This window comes from Dyadobacter sp. CY356, from assembly GCF_021440195.1.
GTDB lineage: Bacteria > Bacteroidota > Bacteroidia > Cytophagales > Spirosomataceae > Dyadobacter.
On sequence record NZ_JAJTSZ010000005.1, the window covers coordinates 243,572 to 266,107 of the forward strand.

The following is a 22,536-nucleotide window of genomic DNA, read 5'->3' on the forward strand; positions in this document are numbered from 1 at the left end:
TACTATATGAATTGAACCTTATTAATCTTCAAATAAACTTCCTAACCCACCGATTACCGAACCACCTTCTTTTCTGGCATTAGGTCCGCCAACAGATAACCTTTGGATCAATTTAGAGATTGGCATCGACTGTATCCAAACCCGGCCAGTACCTCTAAGTGTGGCCAAAAACATTCCTTCTCCACCAAAAACCATGGATTTCAATCCACCGGAACGCTGAATATCAAAGCTCAATGATTGCTCGAAAGCCACTACACAGCCTGTATCAATCCGCAGCGATTCGTTGTTAAGGTTACGCTCAATAACCACTCCGCCTGCGTGGACAAAGGCCATTCCATCACCTTTCAGTTTTTGAAGAATAAATCCTTCACCACCAAAAAGACCTGATCCAAAACGCTGATTGAAATGAATTTTCATACTCGTCCCCAACGCTGCACAAAGAAATCCATCTTTCTGAACAATCAGTTCATTACCGTAAATTTTTGATAAATCAATCGGCATGATCGTTCCCGGATACGGTGCAGAAAAGGCAACTTTTCTTTTTCCAACACCACGGTTTGTAAAATGCGTCATGAAGAGAGACTCACCGGTGATCACACGTGTTCCTGCCTGAAAAATCTTACCTAAAATACTCTGATTAGCCTCAGATCCGTCACCCATTTTGGTTTCAAACTGAATACTATCTTCCATAAAAAGCATAGCACCGGCTTCGGCGATTACCGTTTCATTAGGATCGAGTTCTATTTCCACGATTTGTATATCGTCGCCGATAATCTTGTAATCAATTTCGTGTGAGATCATTTTAGCTTTTGAAGTTTATATGTTTGTAGTAAAATCAAGCAAGTTCACCGATAACACCAACTATTCCTCCTCCTCTTCTTCCTCTGTTTTTTTAGCTTTTACTTTCTTCGTTTTTCTGCCCGGAATATCTTCCCGGTCGCGAAGTTTTTTGTCATCCACATTTTTATTTAAAAATGCGTTGATACGATCCATATCAAAACTGGTCGTTATTTCACCAAAGGAATTAATCTGGATATCAAAACCATCCAGATCTTTGTGCACACGCGGCTTTTCGTTAACGGGCTTTGCGGCATCAGGTTGTTTTTTCTTGGCCATAGTTTTAATCGGCTAACGGCCCTGGGCAGCGGCGCACCACTTTTGCTTGCAGGCCAGTAAAATAAATTACTGTTACGAAATTATACTACCAAACTTTCAATGACAATGCAAATTGATCGAACGGTTCATTTAGGATTATGCCAGGCGAATTTGGGCAGGCAAACGGTCAAGTGCCTGTGTTAATCTTGCCATCACCTGATCTTTTCCTAAAATTTCCATGATTACCATTAAATCCGGTCCAGCACCGGCTCCGGTAACAGCCAGACGTAATGCCTGCATGATTTTCCCCATTTTAATCCCGGCTGCTTCCATTTTTTCAGCAAGCAGATGTTTTATATTTTCAGCTACAAATGCCCCGTCGTAACCTTCCAGCGCATCTTTGAAATTTGAAACCGCATTCACAGCATCTTCATTCCATTTTTTCACAGCCACATCCTGGTCATATACTTCCGGCAAGCTGAAAAGGAATAGTGATTCTGCAACAATTTCTTTTGTAAAGTGTACCCGGTCTTTTAATAAGTGTACGATCTGCGCAAGCTGACCATCGTTCACTTCAATGCCTTTGGCTGCATAAAGCGGTTTAATTTCCGCAATTACCAAAGCATCATCTTGCAATTTCAGATATTGCTGGTTAAACCAGTTTGCTTTTTGTATATCAAATCGTGCTCCGGCCTTATGGACTCTTTCAAAGCTGAAAAGTTTGATCATTTCATCCATACTGAAAACTTCTTGTTCTGTGCCGGCATTCCAGCCTAATAACGCAAGAAAATTGGCAGTTGCTTCCGGTGAATAACCTTCTTCGCGGAAACCTTTTGCGATATCACCTGTAACAGGATCTGTCCATTGCAAAGGAAAAATCGGGAAACCGCCTAAATCTGCATCACGTTTTGACAGTTTACCATTTCCATCCGGTTTCAACAACAAAGGCAAATGCGCGAACTGCGGCATGGTACTTTCCCAACCCAGATAACGATATAACAAAACATGCAACGGAGCTGATGGAAGCCACTCTTCCCCGCGGATAACATGAGTGATACCCATCAAATGATCATCTACAATATTGGCCAGATGATACGTTGGCATACCATCCGATTTCAACAAAACCTTATCATCAATTTGTGACGAATGAACAACCACCCAACCACGGATCAAATCATTGAAACGAATATCTTCTTTTGGCATAATCTTCATCCGGATCACATAAGGTTCGCCGCTTTCGAGACGTGCTTTTGTTTCTTCCGGTGAAAGTGTCAGCGAGTTTTTCATTTCCTGACGCGTAATTGCATTGTACTGTACCGCTGCCACTTTCGCTTCTTCCAGGCGTTTACGCATTACGTCCAGTTCCTCGGCAGTATCAAATGCATAATATGCTTTTCCATCCGTTACCAGCTTTTCAGCATATTCACGGTACATTTCTTTTCTTTCCGACTGTTTGTAAGGCGCATGAGGCCCACCCTGCTGCGGCCCTTCGTCAATTTCGATTCCAAGCCATTCGAGCGCTTCCAATATATAAGCTTCCGCTCCTGGCACGAAACGGTTCTGATCTGTATCTTCAATACGCAGCAACATTTGTCCGCCTTGCTGACGGGCAAAAAGATAATTATATAAAGCCGTACGAACCCCTCCTGCATGGAGCGGTCCTGTTGGACTAGGGGCAAATCTCACCCGAACTGGTAACTTGTTCATTTCTTATCTCGACATTAAAAATATATTTGTCAGGGGTGGTCATTTATTGTCAGGAAATGGTCAGGAATTGTCATTTATCGTTGACACTCCCTGACTATTTCCTGACACCCCTTGACAATTTCCTGACTACTTCCTGACAATCCCTTGACTATAATTCTACGGCTATCACCGAAATTTCCACATTCACATCTTTTGGCAAACGTGCTACCTGGACAGTTTCACGTGCAGGTGGTTCACTGGTAAAAAACTGGCCATAAACTTCGTTTACAACAGCGAAATCGTTCATGTCTTTTAAAAAGATATTTGATTTCACTACATTTTCATAACCAAAACCTGCCGCTTTCAGAATATGACCTATGTTTTCCATTACTGCGCCAGCTTCAATTTTGATGTTCCCCAACTGGGAAGCTTCAAAAGCAATTTGTCCGGAAACATATAATGTGTTATTTACTTTAACAGCCTGGCTGTAAGGGCCGATTGGCGCCGGTGCTTTTTCAGAAAAAATTATCTCTTTTGGCATATTGTATTGAATGAGAGCGATATAAAATTACATTCGATTCCCAGGCTAAAAAAGCCGCTATTCATCTGAACGACTTTTCATCACTAAATGGTTGCCTGACAATCCGCAAAATTACCAAAAAAAGATGGCTTATGCCTTGTCTTCTTTGATTTCAAATAATGCTTTTAATTCGACCGCTTCGGAAGGTTTCATACGGCCGGCCAAAACAAGCCTCAATTGACGGCGGCGTAAGGCACTGGCAAACAATTCTTCGTCGGCCGGAGTTTCTGGTAAAAGCGGCGGAACTTCGATTGGCCGGCCATTTTGGTCAACGGCTACAAAAGTATAAAATGCCCGGTTGGTACTTACCCGGATACCGGCAGGAATATCCTCGGCCCAAACTTCCAGAAATACTTCCATGGAAGAATTAAAAGCACGGGTTACCCTTGCGTGCATGGTGATGATATTTCCTAAACGGATCGGTTCGGTGAAAGAAACGTTATCTACTGAAGCAGTCACCACAATACGGTTTGAATGTTTTTGTGCAGAAATTGCTGCGCAAATGTCCATCCAGTGAAGTAAACGGCCTCCCATCAAATTGTTGAGCGTGTTGGTATCGTTGGGTAATACCATCTCAGTCATCGTTACTTCCGATTGCTGTGGGGTTTTTGATTTTAACATTGGGCTGATATGATTTTAGCGATGAGCAATAAGCGGTTATGGACAGCGGACTGCTTTGCGCTCGTGTGCTTCTTTTCTTGTTCCAATTCTATAATTGGCACGAAACTGGAAGAAAAGGTATTTATCTTTTTTGGGAGATGTTCCTCTGTGCCAGCCCGGTTCTCGGGGAGGCTGTCCTATTTCAGATGAACGGTCGGAAAGTCTGCGGGCAAGATCGCTGGATAAACTCGCTGGATCCGGATATACGCCGCTCACATCATCCAGATAATCTGAGTTTACAAAGTTGTTACATAACTCAAGACCAACACTCCACCGGTCTGAAATTTTGGTTGAAACACCAATCCCGGCCATAAATACCAGTGGCAACCGACTGTATTTAATACCTTCGGTTTGCAATGGAGCCAGACTTCCGCGTTTTCCGTCGAGCACAGCTGTTGGCGTCATGTAGGTGACACCTACACCCGCCAGAAAATACGGATTGGTTTTTGCATGTCTGTTATAGGCAAACAAATCTGCCTGAATACCAATATTTATATCCGGATTGCTGGTTTTGAAAGAAAGATTCTGCACATAATTCTTATCGTATTTCTGATCAGCAGAAACCTGGTAAAAACGAATTTCACCCCGCGCACTGAAATGTTCTGACAACCTGTATAAAGCACCGATGGAAACAGAGGGGCCAAGTCCAAGATGTCTGTTGATGCTCGTCCGCAAATCGCCCTGATAATAAGCAATGCCAACGCCGCCTGTCAAGCTGAAAACGCCAAAAGGATGCAAATACCGCTCACTGACTGTTGACTGGGATTTTACCGGCTCAATAATCAAAAGGGAAAAAAATAATAAAATCAAACTGGCAAATGTGCGTTTCATGCGATACTGGCAAACTGATCAATAAAATTAATAACCGGGTGCTAAGTTAACAATGTCCCTAAATATATTACCCTTTAAATTACATCCGTAATGAATTCAATCTGCTATAAACCAAAATAAGCCGGACGATGCCGGCTTATTCATATTATTATGTCTCGAAAAATTTATTCTCTTTTTACAGAGCTTGCACCGGATGTATTGGAATGAATGTCTTTTGCATTTCCTGCATAACGGATACTGCTTGCGCCACTTGCATCTGCGTGAACTGTTGTACTCGCCACAACATGCGCATTACTTGCTCCCGAAGCATCGATATTAACTTCTTTTGCCGGAAAGTTTTGTCCTTTAAAAGATGACGCTCCTGAAACTTCACCATGCAAAATATCTCCCTGGCCTGTAATAGCTAGTGATGATGCTCCTGAAAGTTCAAAAGTAACTTTTGGTGCTGAAAAATCCATCGTAACCTGTGATGCTCCTGAAACTTCAATGGCCATTGATTTTGTACCAACAAATTTGTTAACCACAACTTTCGAAGCTCCTGAAAAATCCACCGCTTCCAGTGAAGGCATAACAATGTTGATATTTACTGTTTTCCGGCGTTTATTCCAGTTATTCCCTTTGTAGCCAACTTTTAAAACCCCTGAAACTACTTTTGCTTCCAGATCTTTCACATCGTCGCTTTCTCCGGATGCTGTCAGACTATACTGTTTTCCCTGTTTTACATCAACTTTAAATGCACTTCCCATGGAAAGTTTATCAAAATCAGATACGGAGAAGGTACGGCTTTCCTGAGCAAAGACGCTCACTGAGAACAGACACAGTAAGCCGAATAAAAGTAATTTTTTCATGTCTAATATTTTTTAGGTTTTGATTACGATGGAATGATGTCAAAATCAGGAAATAGGTTGCATCCCAGTTTTAATTATTCCTGAGATTCTATTTTACTGACACCTGTTGCATCTTTTTTCAGGTTAGGGACATGTCCTAATTCTGCTTTTGACGCACCTGTTGCAGATACATCTGCATTCTGGATATTCATTCCTGTACTGATTAACTTACAAGCTCCCGTCAGATCAAAATTAGCTGTGGTTGCAGATCCTCTCAATGTGGCTTTTGAAGCGCCGGTAAGCTCTACCGTTAATTCATTTGTTTCAACATCAATATCCGTTTTCGATGCTCCGGTCAAATCAATATTCAATTTTGAAAGACCTTTGAATCCGGAGATCTTTGCCTTGTTGGCACCGGAAAGAGAAACTCCCTCCAATGTTGGCATGGTGATTACGATCCCGATCCTTTTGTTATCGTTTCCAAACAAACTAAAACTATCATTGCCTTTAACTTTAAGAACACCGTCTTCCTCGGATATTCTCAGATCGTCTACGTCTTTTTCCTCACCATCCGCCGAAACGTTAAACTCAGTTCCCTGTTTAATGCTGATAGAATAGGCTCCGCCAACACTTATTTTTTTGAAATCCTTTACCTGGAATTGTTTGATATAATTTCCACGATCACCCAGATCAAAATCACTTTCGTCATCATCCATGGAATAATTTTCATTATTATCTTCATGATCGTCATCTTCTTCACGGACATATTTTGCCGGAATATTTGTGCAAACCAATCCTGAATCCCTGCGAATTGTCCAGCGCAGATTATTCCAGTTTATATCGTCGTCATTAAGATCATACGTAACAAGATGGTGATTTCCGCTGTAATAGTGAGAAATAGAATACCAGATTGATCTCGAAATGATAAATGGCTTGTCATAAGGAATATTCAGGGTCAGATCAATCTGCTGATTTCTAAACCGGCCTGCTGTACCTAATGTAGGCCCTTCCGGGAAGGTAAACACCGAATCTTTAATACTTACATTATACCTCAGTTCAGAAGCATTTTTACCTGCATCCTGTTTTGACCGTCCTCTTGATGTCATTTTTTTATCAAGTTTAAGACTGTCGGTGCCATTGTAACCTGCAAGGCGGATATCTACATCAATACTTTCGTCCTCATCATTATCCTGTTCATCAAGCGTAAGTGTTCCTGCCGGAACCGCATAAAATTCTGAGGTTGAGAATTCGCCGCGTTTGGCAAAATTCTGCTGGTAAGCCACGCCCTGAACTGTTGCAACAATAATTCCAACAATCCACAGTCCTAATAAAGTCAGCCAAACCGAACCGCTTACAATTTTCTTATTTGATAAAAGTGTTAAACCCAACAGCAGAAAAGTAACCAGAGGAACAGCAGATACAAGAAGTCCGGATAGAATCAGACTCGATGGCAATTCCTGGAAAATCCTGAAAGGAACAGGCATTCCGTCAAAAGTATCCACATTTGCGAAACCCATCACAACCGCTCCGCCTACTACAATTCCAAACAAGGAAACTGCTGCAAGAAGTACCAGAAATCCACCTGTCAAAATTCTAAGCACGGGCCCGAGGCCTTTCAACAACTTCCCCAAAGCCTGGATAATTAAAGCAATGGCACGGAAAGGGAAAAGCAGAATCTTGGTAATCGGATTTTCTTCACCCCCTTTATCACTTAAATTCAAACTTTGCTTGATATTCGATTCGATATTAGAAAGTGTAATCGGTTCTCCCTGCATTTCCATTTTTTCTGTCAATGTGTTGGCAGCTGGGGCAATGATCCATAAAACGATATAAATCAGAACGCCGGTACCAAAGACAAAAATCGAAAGCACCCATAAAAAACGGACAACACCCAGATCCACGCCGAAATAAGAGGCAACACCTGAGGCTACACCACCTACTACTTTACGATCAGGATTTCGATAGAATTTCTTGACCTTGGTATCTTCTTCCAAAGTTGTAGAACCCGGAAATGCGATCCACATGGCGATATAAAGCAATACGACAATGCCTGATAACGGTCCAAATTCATCTTCCATATTCAGGTCTAACATACCTGAACCGGCCGGTAAACCGATCACGGCAAACAAAAATGCTAGTCTTACCCAAAGTGGATCAATCGTAAAATAATGACCCAAACCGGCTGCAACGCCACCCAAAAGCTTTCTGCGAAGATCCCGGATTAGTTTTTTAGGATTTGCCGTTGTTTTGGTTTCTGTGCCAGCTGATGAGGTATATGCAGAAGAATAACTTTCTTCTTTTGGTGTTGAAGTTGCACCAGGAGTAGCTGATTGTAACGGATCTGCAAAAATATCCTCGGCCTGCTCAATGGCTTCAAAATCTGCCACCGTACCCATTGCCGAAATTAATTCATCCACATCCACAAGCGAAATCACTTGTTTTGCTTCTGCCTTTTGTTTGTTCAAAAACCGCTCAGCCACCCTTCCTTCAATGTCTGAAAGAATTTCTTTGCTGTCTGCAAACGAAGAAAAATATTTCTGAATAGAACTAAGATAGCTTTTCAGCTTTTCGTATCCGTCCTCCTCAATGTGGAAGATGACACCGCCTATATTGATACTGATTGTCTTTTTCATGATTGAAATAATCGAAGGTCTTTAAATGATCAGTTAGGAATTAGAAGTATCTGTTTTGCTCAGTTCTTCGGTACGACGAATCACCGTTTTTACCGAATCCGCAAGTTCAAACCATGTGGCCTGCATAGCATCCAGAAATATCTTTCCTTCATCTGTCAAAACATAGTACTTCCTGGGAGGTCCGGACGAAGATTCCACCCATTTATAATCCAGCCAACCCGAATTTTTCAGTCGTGTCAATAGAGGATAGAGTGTGCCTTCAACAACCATCATTTTTGCAGAAGTTAATTCATCCAGCATATCAGAGGCGTATACTTCGCCCCGGGATATGATGTGCAGGATACAGAATTCCAAAATTCCTTTCCGCATCTGCACTTGGGCATTTTCGATATTCATACAGTGTCATGTTTTACTAAATGAAATATTATTTCATGGCTAATAGACAGGATTTGCACCTTCTATACGTACAAAGGTATACACAGGTACTTTGTGATGCAAGGTACTAGGTAAAAATTTTTTCCGTGTTTTGATAAGTGGTTAATTTTCAGGTTGACCGGCAAAAAAATCATGTGTTTGAATTTTGAATATTTTTTAAGTTATATTTTCAAATCATTTGACCTAACTAAAAATCTTCATGACAACCAAACCAGGCTTATATATTATTGCGGCCATGAGTGAAAATCAGGTGATCGGGCAGGAAAACCGGTTACCCTGGCACTTGCCCGATGAATGGGTACATTTCAGGAAAGTGACGGATGGAAAGCCATTTATCCAGGGAAGAAAAAGCTTTGAGGCAGCTGACGCACTGCATTCTTCTTATAAAAATGTGGTATTGAGCAGGAATAAGAATCTGGAAAATTTTGACAAAACAGAACGTGCTGATGATTTAAATGAAGGAATTGCGTTACTTAAAGATGAAAACGAAGTATTTGTCTTAGGAGGTGCTTCTGTTTTTGAACAAGCCCTGCCTTTGGTGGAGAAATTGTATCTGACCATAGTACACACAACCATCGACGGCGACGCTTATTTCCCGAAAATTAACTGGGAAGAGTGGGAGTTGATTTCCTCTGAATTTCACCCGACGGATGAACGCCACGAATACTCATTTTCGATGAATCTCTACGAGAGAAAAGAATCATAGAAAGTTGTGTATGGCCATCCTGATTTTCTTTTGGGAATATGGAAAAGCTGTACACACATTATTTATTCAAAATTGTATTTCTTGTTCTGCTGACTACGCAGGTTTCAGCACAAAATAAATATGCAAATGAGTGGATTAATACCTCGCAAACCTATCTGCGCATTCCCGTTGTTCAGACGGGAATCTATAAAATCAGTGCATCCGAACTTCGGCAGGCAGGATTTCCTGTCGATTCTTTTCCGGTTACTTCTTTACAATTATTCAGAAGAGGACAAGAAATTGCTATTGAAGTTAATAACAATGAAGAAAGACTAAATCAGGAAGGTTCTCTGACTTTTTTCGGTGAAAGCAATGACGGTGCTTTGGATTCTTCACTGTATGTGAATCCAAAAGCAATGCCGCACGCCTATTATAGTTTGTATTCCGATACGGCTTCTTATTTTCTGACCTATAATAAGAATAATATCCCTGGAAAAAGAATTGCAGTTTCAGAGAATAAAGTTTCGGCGGAATTTACTGATTATCACCTTAAAGAAGTTTTGCAACTTAACACTACCGATTATCCAGCCGGAAATTTATATCCTATGGGTAGCAACTATGAGTCAGGAACCGCTTTGACTACTTATGATTATGGCGAAGGATGGACGGGAAAAGAGATTATAAATCAGCAAAAAGCCATTTTTAAGCTGACTACTGAAAATGCAATAGTCGAAAAATTCGACCAGGCAATAGCTGAATTATTGCTGGTCGGCAGAAATGCCGGAAGTCATCAGATTGAAATCCGGACAGATGATTCAACCGGACGGAAATTGACTACTGTTGAGTTACTCAATTACGATTCGAAAAAAATTACGTTGACGCTGGAAAAGGAAGATTTATCTTTTGATGGTAAGATCTCCGTTTCCGTCATTCCGGTCAATAATTCAGGCTCCGTTTCTGTTTCTTATATCAAATGGATTTATCCACAAAAACTTTCACTTTCTGACAACAATACCCAAACCAGATTTTATTTTAACCCTGAAATTTCAGATAAATCTGTATTGCTAAACAATACCGAAAATTGGGAGTTTTACGATTGCTCAAAGCCTGATCAGCTTAAAAAATTGATCGTCAGCAATTCTATTTTATCAGTCAACGGTGCTTCTCAGCTCATTGCTATGAAAGAGCCAATGAAGATTCTAACGCCAGCAATCGTAAAATTTAAAAACATCAAGCCCGGAACCGACTATCTGATCATCAGCCATCCTTTGGTTAGAAAACCTGTTAAAGAAAGCAAAGACCCGGTTGAAGATTATGCAGTATATCGTGCATCACAAACTGGTGGTAATTTTAAAACCTTGATTTTAAATAGTCAGGAAATCTTTGATCAATTTAATTATGGAGAACCAGGACCGCAGGGAATTAGAAATGCAATTTCGTTTTTGCATGAAAAAGCAGAGCTGAAATTCGTCCTTCTGCTCGGCAGATCAATCGATCCGCAAACGGCCCGACATCAACCCAAAGCCAGAGAAAATGATATGATCCCAAACGCTGGCTGGCCGGGATCGGATATTGTGTTGGCCATGGGTTTACAAGATTCTTCGAAATATATACCGTTGGTTCCCGTTGGGAGGGTTAATGCGGCGAATGCTCAAAACGTTTATGATTATTTACAAAAAGTAAAAGCGTTTGAAAGTCAAAACAAGGCAGCTCCGTGGCGAAAAAATATTTTGCATTTAAGTGGCGGACATACCGATGTTGAACGGGAAATTTATCGAGAATATATTCAATCTTTTGAAAAAGCCATTACTCCTCTTGGCAATAAAATCATTACGATTTCAAAGCAGACGAATGCACTGAAAGAAGATTTTCCGCTGGATACGATTTTAAACAAAGGCGTAGGATTAATCACACTTTACGGTCATTCCAGTTTAAATTCAACGGATGTCGAATTAGGGTTTGCCGATGACCAGAAAAGAAATTATAAAAACGATTCTTTGTTTCCCGCCATCATCATGAATGGCTGTGCCCTGGGAAATTCCTTTTATACTCCTTCAACCATTAGCAATAACTGGATTCTTGCACCAAAAAAAGGGGCTGTTTTGTTTCTGTCACACACCCATAACGGCGTTTCTTCTTCATTGAAAAATTATACCGATTCTTTTTATGAAGTATTAGCAGATACGTCTTTTACAAATCAGTCATTTGGTATAATCCAGCAGGAAGCGATCAGAAGAAACATGTTGAAAAATCCAACCCTGTCGGATGGAATTACGTCACAACAAATGAATCTGCAGGGAGATCCTGCTATTAAGTTGTTTCCTGCCACGATACCGGATTATGCCTGGAAACCGGATATGCTGAGATTTTCTAATCCGCATGGTAAAACACTTGCCGCGAAATCTGATTCAATTGAGGTCAAGATTGGACTTGTCAACTTTGGCAAATTTAAAAATGAGGAGCTTAAAATAAATATTTACCGGATGAGAGATTCGGTCAACATAGAAAACTATCAATTTACCCACCGGCCTTCAACTTTACTGGACACAATTTCATATACTATCCCAAACATCTACATCAATCCAGGTAACGAAATCTGGACTTTTACAATTGATCCAAAAAATGAAATAACCGAAGAGAATAAAAACAATAATCTTTTTTCAACAGAACTGCTTCTTACCGATACTGAAACTCCTGATACGCTGGAAATCATTTCAGCCTATGTTTCACCAAATCCTTCCGGTCAGTATTTTAAATTTAATATTGAGCTTGAAGGATCAGAACCGCCGAAAAAATGGAATATCTCAGTTTTTGATAAATCAGGAAGGGCCATTCAGAACAATGAAGTCATACCACATTTAGGAAAAAACGAATTCATCTGGCAACCAAAAGGAATTTCCCCGGGCGTTTATCTCTATCGCATGAAGGTTGATGCGCAAATTATTTCTTTAACTCCGGAGGCAAAAAAAGGAATAAGCGGGAAGTTGATCTGGATGCATTGATATGCAAGGCAAGTGGAATCCGAACTATCAATTAATTGCGCTATGGATTTTCCACAGCATACTCGTTCTGTTTCTGGCTTATATAAATCCAAATCATTACACCACGATCGACTCTCATTACTATCTGGAATCTGCTGAAAATATTCTGGATGGACGTGGTTACACTATTTTTGCGGAAAATGAATTCAAATGGAATGGAACATTTCCCGCAGGTTACTCCTTAGCAATCGCATTTGTTTCCCTTCTTACAAAAATCAATGTGCTTTGGGCATCGAAAATTGTAAATATCATTGCGTCAGGAATCTGGTTTTTCTTTCTAAATCTATGGTTTGGCAGGAAGCAATCTTTTTTAATTGGTTGTATTTTATTATCTGGCTCCTTTCTGAAACTTTGGGCTCATACCTGGTCAGAGCCGTTATTTCTGGTCATTTTATTTTACTGGGTTTATCAATTATTTAAATTAAAAAATTCAACAGAATTATCAATTCCAAAATTAGCTTCTGTGCTTTTACTTGGCTTTTTGTTGATGTTTGTTCGATATGCCGGGACCTTTATTATTCCTTTAAGTCTTGGTTATAGCATCTATTATTTCTGGAAAAATGAAAACAGAAAAAGCCTGCTTGCATTAATACTTTCCATTTCCTGGTTGGCCGGCTTCCTTTTTTATCTTTTACTTAATTATCAAAAAAGCGGAGAATTATTTGGTGGGACTCGTTTTGATGGAAATATATTGATAGGCAAAAATGTCATTTCTTTTGCAAAAGGTTTGATTAACGAAATATCAATTTTTGGAAACTTCGCATTTCACTCCCTGGAAGTGTTTTCATTGATTGGAATTGCCTTTCAGATTTTAATGGTCGTTTTGATAATTAAAGAATTGCGCTTAAAATTTGTCATAACACATTGGACCAAACATACTTTCATTATCGCGTTCTTCTATCTGATTTTTCTTTTTACTCTAAGAATTTTCAGTCAATTTGACGAACCTGGTTACCGGCTTTTATCTCCTTTTACTTTTCTTATTTTTTGCGGACTCGTTTGTGGAATTTCTGAGGAACAGATTACTGGTCGATTGAAAAATTTACTGATTGTTTTTGTTGTTTTTTCATGGGTGGAATTAATTCCGATAGATGGGTTGACAAAGATAATTTATGACTTATTACATAAGACAGAATATATACTTCCAAACTAAATAACAATTTTTAAAACCTTCAAAAAGAATTAACTTTATATTGATAAAATGAAGCAATTATGGAAACATTAATATTTCAATCCGACAATCATGAGAAATTAGATGCTTTAAAAGCATTTGCGAGATCTCTTGATATTTATTTTGAAACTGAGGAGAAACCATACGATCCGGAATTTGTAGCTAAAATTCAAGAAAGTAGGCGGCAATTTGAAAATGGTCAACATAAGGTGATTGACATAGAAGATTTGTGGAAATGATTAAAGAGCTCGATTTTTCTGAAAAAGCTCAACAAGATATTTCATATTGGAAAAAGACAGGGAACATTAAAATTCAAAAAAAGATCAAGGAACTCCTATTAGCAATTCAAGAAACACCGTTTCATGGAATTGGAAAACCAGAAGCTTTAAAATACGAGTTATCTGGCTCCTGGTCTCGAAGGATTGACCATGAGCATAGGATTGTTTATAGTGTAATGGAGAAATTCATTAAAATTGAATCGCTAAAAGATCATTATTGATTGCTTGGTATCAGTAATAAATATCTTCTTAGATTTTCAAAAGTGGTTTTAATCAACCATAATCTCCCGCTTTTTCATTTCTCCAACCCCACTTCTCGACCCATTACCTTTACTTTCCATAAAAACTTCTTATTTTTGTCAATTCTAAAAATCTTCGAAGCTCTTGAAAGAATACGGTAGCAACGTACAAAAACTTGCCGACCACATCGTGAAGATGGAGGATAAGGCTAAACGCAATCTCTACGCGCACATATTGATTGAACTCATGCGTCAGATACATCCTAACATGAGGGATAATCAGGATTATACCAACAAACTCTGGGATGACCTATACATCATGTCAGGATTTCAACTGGATGTGGACAGCCCATACCCACCGCCTTCTCCTGAATCTTTGGGTAAAAAACCTTTGACTGTCGGTTATAACCAGCATAATCTGATGTATCGCCACTATGGCCGGAATATTGATCTGCTGCTTCAAAAAGCAATTCAGACTGAGAATTCTGAAGACAGACTGGCTTTTGTTTCCTACGTTTTCCGTTTGATGCGTTCGTTTTTTAATACTTGGAATAAGGATAATCCTGAGGACCACGTATTGATCGGACAGCTTGAATTGTTGACAAAAGGACAACTAAAAGAAGAAATTGATTATATCCGTAAAAACGGCCCTGTTGATGCTGCACCAAAAGACCGTAACAGCAATCAGGACAGAAACCGCGGAAATCATTCAAACGCTTTCAAAGCACAGCCTAGCCAGGATCGTCAGGGATCGAACAATCCGAACAATAACAACAACCGGAATCGCCCGAACAATAACAACAGTAATAAATTCGCAGGCAGAAATAATAATAATAATAATAACAACAACAACAATCGTAACAACAACAATAATAACAATCGTAAAAAGCCTGGAATTTAATGTCCGGCCCAATTTTCTCAACCGGTTTTTAACTTCCATAATACTGCCTGCAACTACCTATGGCTTCATTTAAAATAACAGGAGACCGACGCCTGAAAGGTGAAATTGTACCTCAGGGTGCCAAAAACGAAGCATTACAAATTATTTGTGCCGTTCTTCTAACATCAGAACCGGTTACTATCCATAACATTCCTAATATCCGTGATGTCAATCAGCTTATTGATCTTTTAGGAGATCTGGGCGTCAGAAAAACGCGTTTGAGCGATTCTTCTGTTCGTTTCGAAGCCAATGATATCAATCTGGATTATCTTGAATCAGATTCTTTCCGTCAGAAAGCCTCGGCTCTTCGTGGTTCCGTGATGTTGCTTGGGCCAATGCTTGCGCGTTTCCGCAAAGGAAGAATTCCTCGTCCTGGTGGTGATAAAATTGGCAGAAGACGTCTGGATACGCACTTTATTGGTTTCGAAAAACTGGGTGCAGAATTCAGTTACGACGGTGAAGACGGAGGATTTTACCGTGTTGATGCCAAAAATCTGAAAGGTGCATATATGCTTCTGGACGAAGCTTCGGTAACCGGAACAGCCAACATTCTGATGGCGGCTGTAATGGCAGAAGGTACCACCACGCTTTATAACGCAGCCTGTGAACCATATCTTCAGCAGCTTTGTAAAATGCTGAACCGCATGGGTGCGAAAATTTCCGGTATTTCTTCCAACTTACTGGTTATTGAGGGTGTAAGTGAACTGAAAGGAACGGAGCATACCATGCTTCCGGATATGATCGAGATTGGTAGTTTTATTGGATTGGCGGCTATGACGCAATCCGAAATTACGATCAAAAATTGCCAGATTCCAGAACTAGGAATTATCCCTGAAGTTTTCCAGAAACTGGGAATCCAGATGGAATTCCGTGGTGATGATATTTTTATTCCCGCACAGGAAAAATACCGGATGGAAAATTACCTGGATGGTTCAACGCTTTCAGTTGCTGATGCACCATGGCCAGGATTTACGCCTGATTTGTTGAGTATTGTTTTAGTCACGGCCACACAGGCGCAGGGAACGGTACTGATCCACCAGAAAATGTTCGAAAGTCGTTTGTTCTTCGTTGATAAACTGATTGAAATGGGTGCACAGATTATTCTTTGTGATCCACACCGTGCAACCGTTATCGGACATAACCGCGAAACACAACTAAGAGGAATCCGTATGACTTCTCCTGATATTCGTGCAGGTGTCGCTTTGCTGATTGCGGCTATGTCTGCAAAAGGTGTTAGCATTATTGATAATATCGAACAAATTGACCGCGGATACCAAAATATTGACACGCGTTTAAATGCAATCGGTGCAGAAATTGTCCGTTTGTAAAACACTCAATTTATAACAAAGAAAGGCGCTTCGATGAGGCGCCTTTCTTTGTTATAAATGCATATTTAATTCTGGCAAACCTATTTTTTCTTATAAGTACAAGCCGAATTATCTGCTTTCACATAGTAATCTTTATAATTCGTCGCTTTCGGATCCATACAGCCTTTCAGGTTCAGAATTTCCACTTTTCTGAATTCAACCGGATGACTTTCGCTTTGCAGGGAAATGGATCCATGATCCAGTAACTTTCCTTCAATTACTTTTTCACTATTCCCGCTCACATTTCCACCGCCCATTTGCGGTTTATTATAAGCCAAAACCATTTCTCCGTTTGCAAAATGCTGGATTAATGAATCACCCAAAACCAAAACTTCTGCACGTACCCACTGATCTCCGTTATATGTTTTTGAAGTTGAGTTGACACAATGCTGCGTTACCAGTTTGCCATCAATTTCCACATTTGTCCCCGGCGTACATAAGTTACAGGTAGTACGTTTTTTACCATCGCCACCAAGTAACTGCACTTCAATGGATATTGGAAAATCCTGATCCTTGCCCATCGTAGCAGCCGGCTGGCCCTGTACCATAATCCCGCTGTTTCTCCACGCCCAGCCTTCACCTTTTGGTGCTTGTTCACCTACAAAACGGTATTCAACAGCGATACGGTAATAAGAGAAATCACTTTTGTAAAAAATGTGACCATATTTTTGTTTGAAATCGTCATACTTATCGTAGCGAACGACCATTTTCCCATCCTCCACCCGGAAAGTATTACCAAAATTGTCGTTCAAATCATAGCCACGGATTTTGATATCCCAGCCATCCAGATTTTTTCCGTTAAAAAGCTGCTTCCATTCTTTCTTATCTGCCTGTTTCTGCGCAAAAGCTCCCAGACAAAAAAGGGTAAGGGCAATACTGAATACTAATTTCATAAAGGTTTATTTATTTAAATGATGTAACATGCTAATTGTGAGACGATAGGAAAGATATATGCGATATACGAATTATCCTGCCCTAAATCCTGTTGTATGAAGGCAGATTAAAGCTTACTACTTTGTAAGCTCTGATTTTGTAAATATACTATGAGAACTAAAAATATAAAGCGTAAAGGACATTCGGAAGACTTTTTTGGTGAATACCGTGACTTTTGGTGGAATGAAGGATTTTTAAATTTACTTGCAAAACGATTACAACTGCATACCCATTTTAATTTGCTGGATGTCGGCTGCGGACAATGCCACTGGAGCCGTCTGCTGGTTGATTATCTTGGTTCGCCAGCCAAAGTTTCAGGCGTGGACAACGATAAAAAATGGGCAAAGGGAGAAAGTGAACTCCGTAGTTATTTCGAGTCAAAAGGAGTTGATTTTGATTTAAAAAAGGGAGACGCACATCAACTTCCATACGAAGATGACACTTTTGACATTGTCACCTGCCAGACCTTGTTGATTCACGTTCAACACCCTAAGGTTGTAATTGATGAAATGAAGCGGGTTTTGAAGCCTGGTGGCATAATTCTTTGTGTAGAACCAAATAACCTGGTACAAAGTCTGACGCAAAGTTCGGTATCAATGAATGACCCGATTGAAGAAGTGCTGGACCATGTAAAATATGCACTGATTTTTGAGCGTGGGAAAAAGAAATTAGGACTTGGCGACAATTCTCTTGGAGACCTTGTTCCCGGATTTCTCGCTCAGGCAGGATTTGAACAGGTTGAGGTCCGGCTTTCGGACAAGGCTATTGCCATGTATCCCCCGTATAATACCGAAGAGCAAATTGCTACCATGAAACAGTGGCAAAACGGAAATACGTGGAGTAATGAGGAGTTTTCTGATTATGATTATTTCAGGGCAATGGGTCAGGAAAATCTTGATTTTTTTGAAAAATATAGAAGAAAATATGCGCACCTTGGTGAGCGCATGCTGCGCAACATTGACGCTAATAAATACCATTCTGCGGGTGGGGCAATGATGTACGTAATCTCAGGGACGAAGCCAGTATAAATTACTTTCGGTTTAAATTGTAATTAGATTTATGAAAAAAGAGAAAATAGCGATTTTTTGGTACCGCCGCGATTTACGTCTTCATGATAACGCAGGTTTATATCGTGCATTAAAATCAGGATTGCCTGTTTTGCCGCTTTTCATATTTGATAAAATTATTCTGGATAAGATTGAGGATAAGGAAGACAGACGGCTCACCTTTATTTTCGATGCAGTAATTGAATTACAGAAAGGATTAAATAAGCACGGTTCCGACATTCTCGTTCGTTATGGAGCTCCCCTTGATATTTGGAAAGATTTGATAAATGAATATGATATAGCCGAAGTTTATACGAATAATGATTACGAATCTTACGCAAAAGATCGCGATGGACATGTAAAGGATTTGTTATCACAAAACGGGGCATTATTTAAAAGCTTCAAGGATCAGGTTATATTCGAAAAACAGGAAGTTTTGACTGGACAAAATACGGTTTACACTGTTTTTACACCATATAGCAGAGCATGGAGGGCAAAACTGGATGACTTCTATTTATCTTCCTATCCTACCGAAAAATATTTTTCCAATTTTTTCAAAACTAAATCTCATCCACTCCCTACGTATAAGGAAATTGGTTTTGTTGAAACAGATCACACTTTTCCTGACGATGATGTAAAATCTGATCTGATAGAGAAGTATGAAGAAAACCGCAATTACCCGGCCATACCCGGAACATCAAGGATGGGTATTCATCTTCGTTTTGGAACGATAAGCATCCGTGAGCTGGCAAGAAAGGCTTCTGAACATAGTCAGACTTATTTAAGTGAGTTAATCTGGCGGGATTTTTATTTTCAGATCTTATGGAATTTTCCTCAGGTTGGTCAGGGAAAAGCCTTTCGTTCTGATTATGACAAAATCAAATGGAGAGACAATGAAAAGGAATTTGAACTTTGGTGTCAGGGTAAGACCGGATATCCATTAGTAGATGCAGGTATGCACCAATTGAACGAAACCGGTTTTATGCATAACCGAATCAGAATGGTGACTGCAAGCTTTTTAACTAAACATCTTTTGATTGACTGGCGTTGGGGAGAGGCGTATTTCGCTGCAAAATTACTGGATTACGATTTTTCCGCGAATAACGGAGGCTGGCAATGGGTAGCAGGATCAGGAACGGACGCAGCACCATATTTCCGGATTTTTAATCCAGAAGCGCAGGCTGCCAAGTTTGATCCAAAGGGAGAATATATCAAAAAATGGGTTCCGGAACTCAATTCGATGAATTACCCGACACCCATTGTAGATCACAAATTTGCCCGCGAACGTTGTTTAAAAGCATATAAAGAAGCCCTTGATAATGGTTAATTGTTATGGGTTAATGGTTAATGATGGAGATAAGAAATATTTGGTCTGATAATACTTCTAATCGATAGATTTATCTAACATACCATCAAATTAAGAACCAGCTTACCAACCCCATTAACAATTAACCCTTAACCATTAACAATTAAGAATATTATTTCCCTCCTACCACTACCTCTATCATTTCTTCCGGCAGCAAATAGGTTGATGCCATCAGCTGAATATCTTCATGCGTAGTTGCGTGAATCTGATCGATGTATTTGCTGAAATAATCAGCTGGTAAATTATCAAGCAAAAGAATTTTTTGACGATCTGCAACTTCAAATGCAGTATTTAATGATCCTGCAAATTCTCCCGCCATGAAATTCTTTACGGTTTGCAATTCATCTTCACCAACAAGCTCTGTTTGCAGACGATACATTTCCTTTTTTATTTCGTCGATTGTTTGCTGCGTAAATTCTTTTTTTACATCAGTACCAATCATAAAATAGCCTTCACGGCCTAGTGTGATCATATGCGAGGAAATTCCGTAAGTCAATCCTTTCTCTTCACGGATATTCTTCATCAGACGTGACCCGAAATATCCTCCCAGAATTTCATTTGTTACCAGCATCTTGAAATAATCTGGATGTGTTCTGGTAAACAATTTTCTGCCGATACGAATTGTAGATTGTACACTATCCGATTTTTCAACCAGAACCTGTTTCCCCTGATATTCGGTATAGCTGTCATGCTCGATTTCAGTATCATCCGTTTTGTATTCGAGCTGACCAAAGTAATCGTTGACGAGTTTTACATCCTGATCACTAACCTGCCCGGCCAGTAACAAAGTACGTTTTCCATTTTTGATATGTTTTTCAAAATGTTCCTGAATCTTAGCCAGAGGTAATTCCTGAATATTTTTTTCTTCCTGACTTTGTCCATATGGATGTTCGCTTCCAAACAATTGTCTGCGGAATTCTGTCGTGGCCAGATATGCCGTTTTTTCCTTATTAATTTTAAGATTCTGTAAAGTGATATTCCTCATTTCATCCAGTTCCTTTTCCGGAAAAAGTGGATTTTCGATCAGTTCACGTATCAGCGTCAATACTTCCGGCAAAAACCTTGACAGGCAATAAACCACTAGCCCCGAACGATCAGAAGTATGAGTCATATCAATAAAAGCACCGATATTATCAAAGGCTTCGCTAAGCGCAGAAGAAGTATATGATTTCGTCCCTTCGGGAAGCATTTTGATGGCAAAAAATGAAGCCCCGGTTGCAGTTTCATGCCAGTTTCCCGATTCAAAAATACACTCAAAACGTACTACCGGCTGTTCACCAATATTGATTACGTGGAGAGGAATTCCATTATCAAGTACATGAGATTGCGGCTCAGGTAAGTTTATGGTTTTGATAATTTTAAAATCAGGAGCTTCGGTCCGGTCGAGTGTCATAGTCTTGTATTGATAAAAAAGCGAATGACGTTATGAAACATCATTCGCTTTTTATTAATTAATATGAAGTAAAGATATTAGTTGCTGTCACTAACATCAAGTTTTTCTGCTTTGTTTAAACTCAAACCAAGTGTGATACGCAGGGTTTGTGCCAATGGGCTGTTTTGAACAACCGGGAACATGTAAGCAAAGTCAACAGAATAACGTTCCAGGAATTTGGCACCTACACCAGCCGTAAAAAACTTACGGTCGCCCTTGTTTTTATTTTCACTGAAATATCCTGCGCGAAGTGCGAAAATGTCGTTGTACCAATATTCAGCACCAACAGCAATCGCAACTTCCTGAAGTTCTTCTTTGAAACCGTCCGGTGCATCCGAGAATGAACCAAAAGCCCCTGAAAGTGCTCCTTTTGTATAATTGGTATTAACGGCTCCTTTTGATGGTGTTGGCACCATCAGTTTACTTGCGTCAACAATAAAATTAAATTTGTTTCTACCATCAGCGGAGAAAGATAGTCCACCACCAAGTTTCAGGTTTGTTGGAATAAAGCTTTCCGTTTCAGTTCCTGAACCGTAGTTTACTTTACCTCCCAGGTTGGACAAAACAGCTCCCAACGACCAGGTCAGCTCGCTGCCTGTATCTTCATTTTTGATTTGTTTGCGATAGTAAGCACTGATATCACCAGCAACCGTACGAGCCGGACGAAGCGAAACACCTTGTACAACAGCCGTTCCTGCAAGGTTAGACGAGATATATTTCAGCGTCAAACCCATCGAGAAATTTTTCCCAAGCTGGCGTGAATACGTACCGCTGATGGCTACTTCTCTTGAATTGAAAGTACCCAGCTGGGTTCCAACCCCGTTGCGCAAGTCAAGCTCGCCACCGTTAAAGAAGTTAACAGAACCGGCAATGGCCTGATCTTTTCCTATTTTCTTGTAAGCCGTAAGATAACCCAGCCACATGTCATCAACCAGGTTACGTAACCATGGTGTATAAGAAGCTGAAACTCCAAAATCCTTTTGTGCGTAAGGAAGTTTTGCAGCGTTCCAGTAGGTAGCATTTGCGTCAGCACTTAGTGCAACACCTGCTTCACCCATACCGGCACTACGTGCGTCAGGTGCAAAAGTTAAAAATGATAGAGGTGAAGTCGGTATTCTACGCGTTGTGTCCACTGTGGACTGAGCAAGCAAAACACTCGTTGACAAAATGAGTAATGAAGATACACTTAAAAAAAATAGTCTCATATTTATTGGATTTGCGATAGGAAGTGGTGTTAGTCTACTTCTTTTAAAGGGTCAAAAATACGATGAAAGATATTTAATACTATAAT

General features: G+C 40.0%; 21 protein-coding genes. 9 read left to right on the forward strand and 12 right to left on the reverse strand.

Features of this window, described 5'->3' with window-relative positions; all coding sequences use genetic code 11:
- Window positions 1–21 precede the first annotated feature (21 nt).
- The 9 genes from LXL81_RS17680 to LXL81_RS17720 form a co-directional block, all read right to left on the reverse strand.
- The gene (locus tag LXL81_RS17680) at window positions 22–801 is read right to left on the reverse strand and encodes a TIGR00266 family protein (protein ID WP_234648103.1); all 780 of its coding nucleotides are present in this window, start codon (window positions 799–801) and stop codon (window positions 22–24) included.
- 60 nt (window positions 802–861) lie between these two features.
- Complete coding sequence (locus tag LXL81_RS17685) at window positions 862–1,116, reverse strand: hypothetical protein (RefSeq protein ID WP_137342365.1); 255 nt, start codon at window positions 1,114–1,116, stop codon at window positions 862–864.
- A 135-nt stretch (window positions 1,117–1,251) separates the two neighbouring features.
- On the reverse strand, window positions 1,252–2,802 hold the full coding sequence (gene gltX / locus LXL81_RS17690; RefSeq protein ID WP_234648104.1) for a glutamate--tRNA ligase: 1,551 nt from the start codon (window positions 2,800–2,802) through the stop codon (window positions 1,252–1,254).
- Window positions 2,803–2,950: 148 nt separating this feature from the next.
- Window positions 2,951–3,322, reverse strand: a complete 372-nt coding sequence (locus tag LXL81_RS17695; protein ID WP_234648105.1) for a Rid family detoxifying hydrolase — start codon at window positions 3,320–3,322, stop codon at window positions 2,951–2,953.
- Window positions 3,323–3,451: 129 nt separating this feature from the next.
- Window positions 3,452–3,982 (reverse strand): acyl-CoA thioesterase, encoded by a 531-nt coding sequence (locus LXL81_RS17700; protein ID WP_234648106.1) that lies wholly within the window; start codon window positions 3,980–3,982, stop codon window positions 3,452–3,454.
- Window positions 3,983–4,018: 36 nt separating this feature from the next.
- Entirely contained in the window at window positions 4,019–4,852 is an 834-nt protein-coding gene (locus LXL81_RS17705) for an outer membrane beta-barrel protein (protein ID WP_234648107.1), read from the reverse strand.
- Window positions 4,853–5,016: 164 nt separating this feature from the next.
- Complete coding sequence (locus LXL81_RS17710) at window positions 5,017–5,700, reverse strand: head GIN domain-containing protein (RefSeq protein ID WP_234648108.1); 684 nt, start codon at window positions 5,698–5,700, stop codon at window positions 5,017–5,019.
- A gap of 74 nt (window positions 5,701–5,774) precedes the next feature.
- Window positions 5,775–8,312 carry a PspC domain-containing protein gene (locus LXL81_RS17715; RefSeq protein ID WP_234648109.1) on the reverse strand — a complete coding sequence of 846 codons (2,538 nt, stop codon included), beginning with the start codon at window positions 8,310–8,312 and terminating at the stop codon, window positions 5,775–5,777.
- A gap of 33 nt (window positions 8,313–8,345) precedes the next feature.
- On the reverse strand, window positions 8,346–8,708 hold the full coding sequence (locus LXL81_RS17720; protein WP_234648110.1) for a PadR family transcriptional regulator: 363 nt from the start codon (window positions 8,706–8,708) through the stop codon (window positions 8,346–8,348).
- Between the two features lie 238 nt (window positions 8,709–8,946).
- Between LXL81_RS17720 and LXL81_RS17725 the strand changes: the two genes are divergently transcribed.
- The 7 genes from LXL81_RS17725 to murA all read left to right on the forward strand — a co-directional run bounded on the left by LXL81_RS17725 (window position 8,947) and on the right by murA (window position 16,429).
- The gene (locus LXL81_RS17725; RefSeq protein WP_234648111.1) at window positions 8,947–9,453 is read left to right on the forward strand and encodes a dihydrofolate reductase; all 507 of its coding nucleotides are present in this window, start codon (window positions 8,947–8,949) and stop codon (window positions 9,451–9,453) included.
- Between the two features lie 38 nt (window positions 9,454–9,491).
- Complete coding sequence (locus tag LXL81_RS17730; RefSeq protein WP_234648112.1) at window positions 9,492–12,434, forward strand: C25 family cysteine peptidase; 2,943 nt, start codon at window positions 9,492–9,494, stop codon at window positions 12,432–12,434.
- Between the two features lies 1 nt (window position 12,435).
- Window positions 12,436–13,626, forward strand: coding sequence for a hypothetical protein (locus LXL81_RS17735; protein ID WP_234648113.1), 1,191 nt, complete (start codon window positions 12,436–12,438; stop codon window positions 13,624–13,626).
- Window positions 13,627–13,685: 59 nt separating this feature from the next.
- On the forward strand, window positions 13,686–13,883 hold the full coding sequence (locus LXL81_RS17740) for a DUF2683 family protein (RefSeq protein ID WP_234648114.1): 198 nt from the start codon (window positions 13,686–13,688) through the stop codon (window positions 13,881–13,883).
- The gene (locus tag LXL81_RS17745) at window positions 13,880–14,143 is read left to right on the forward strand and encodes a Txe/YoeB family addiction module toxin (protein WP_234648115.1); all 264 of its coding nucleotides are present in this window, start codon (window positions 13,880–13,882) and stop codon (window positions 14,141–14,143) included. Before LXL81_RS17740 ends, LXL81_RS17745 begins: the two co-directional genes overlap by 4 nt.
- 163 nt (window positions 14,144–14,306) lie before the next feature.
- Entirely contained in the window at window positions 14,307–15,062 is a 756-nt protein-coding gene (locus LXL81_RS17750) for a DUF4290 domain-containing protein (RefSeq protein WP_234648116.1), read from the forward strand.
- Between the two features lie 59 nt (window positions 15,063–15,121).
- A complete protein-coding gene (gene murA / locus LXL81_RS17755) occupies window positions 15,122–16,429 on the forward strand; it encodes a UDP-N-acetylglucosamine 1-carboxyvinyltransferase (RefSeq protein ID WP_234648117.1) in 1,308 nt (435 codons plus the stop codon).
- Window positions 16,430–16,509: 80 nt separating this feature from the next.
- Here murA and LXL81_RS17760 read toward each other — a convergent pair whose 3' ends face one another.
- Complete coding sequence (locus LXL81_RS17760) at window positions 16,510–17,361, reverse strand: DUF1080 domain-containing protein (protein WP_234648118.1); 852 nt, start codon at window positions 17,359–17,361, stop codon at window positions 16,510–16,512.
- Between the two features lie 150 nt (window positions 17,362–17,511).
- Here LXL81_RS17760 and LXL81_RS17765 point away from each other — a divergent pair, with 150 nt between their 5' ends.
- Both LXL81_RS17765 and LXL81_RS17770 read left to right on the forward strand, forming a co-directional pair.
- Entirely contained in the window at window positions 17,512–18,429 is a 918-nt protein-coding gene (locus LXL81_RS17765; protein ID WP_234648119.1) for a class I SAM-dependent methyltransferase, read from the forward strand.
- Window positions 18,430–18,460: 31 nt separating this feature from the next.
- Entirely contained in the window at window positions 18,461–19,774 is a 1,314-nt protein-coding gene (locus LXL81_RS17770; RefSeq protein ID WP_234648120.1) for a deoxyribodipyrimidine photo-lyase, read from the forward strand.
- Between the two features lie 151 nt (window positions 19,775–19,925).
- Here the strand turns inward: LXL81_RS17770 and LXL81_RS17775 are convergent, their stop codons facing one another.
- The gene (locus LXL81_RS17775) at window positions 19,926–21,206 is read right to left on the reverse strand and encodes a pitrilysin family protein (RefSeq protein WP_234648121.1); all 1,281 of its coding nucleotides are present in this window, start codon (window positions 21,204–21,206) and stop codon (window positions 19,926–19,928) included.
- 77 nt (window positions 21,207–21,283) lie between these two features.
- The gene (porV, locus tag LXL81_RS17780) at window positions 21,284–22,450 is read right to left on the reverse strand and encodes a type IX secretion system outer membrane channel protein PorV (RefSeq protein WP_234648122.1); all 1,167 of its coding nucleotides are present in this window, start codon (window positions 22,448–22,450) and stop codon (window positions 21,284–21,286) included.
- Window positions 22,451–22,536: the final 86 nt, after the last annotated feature.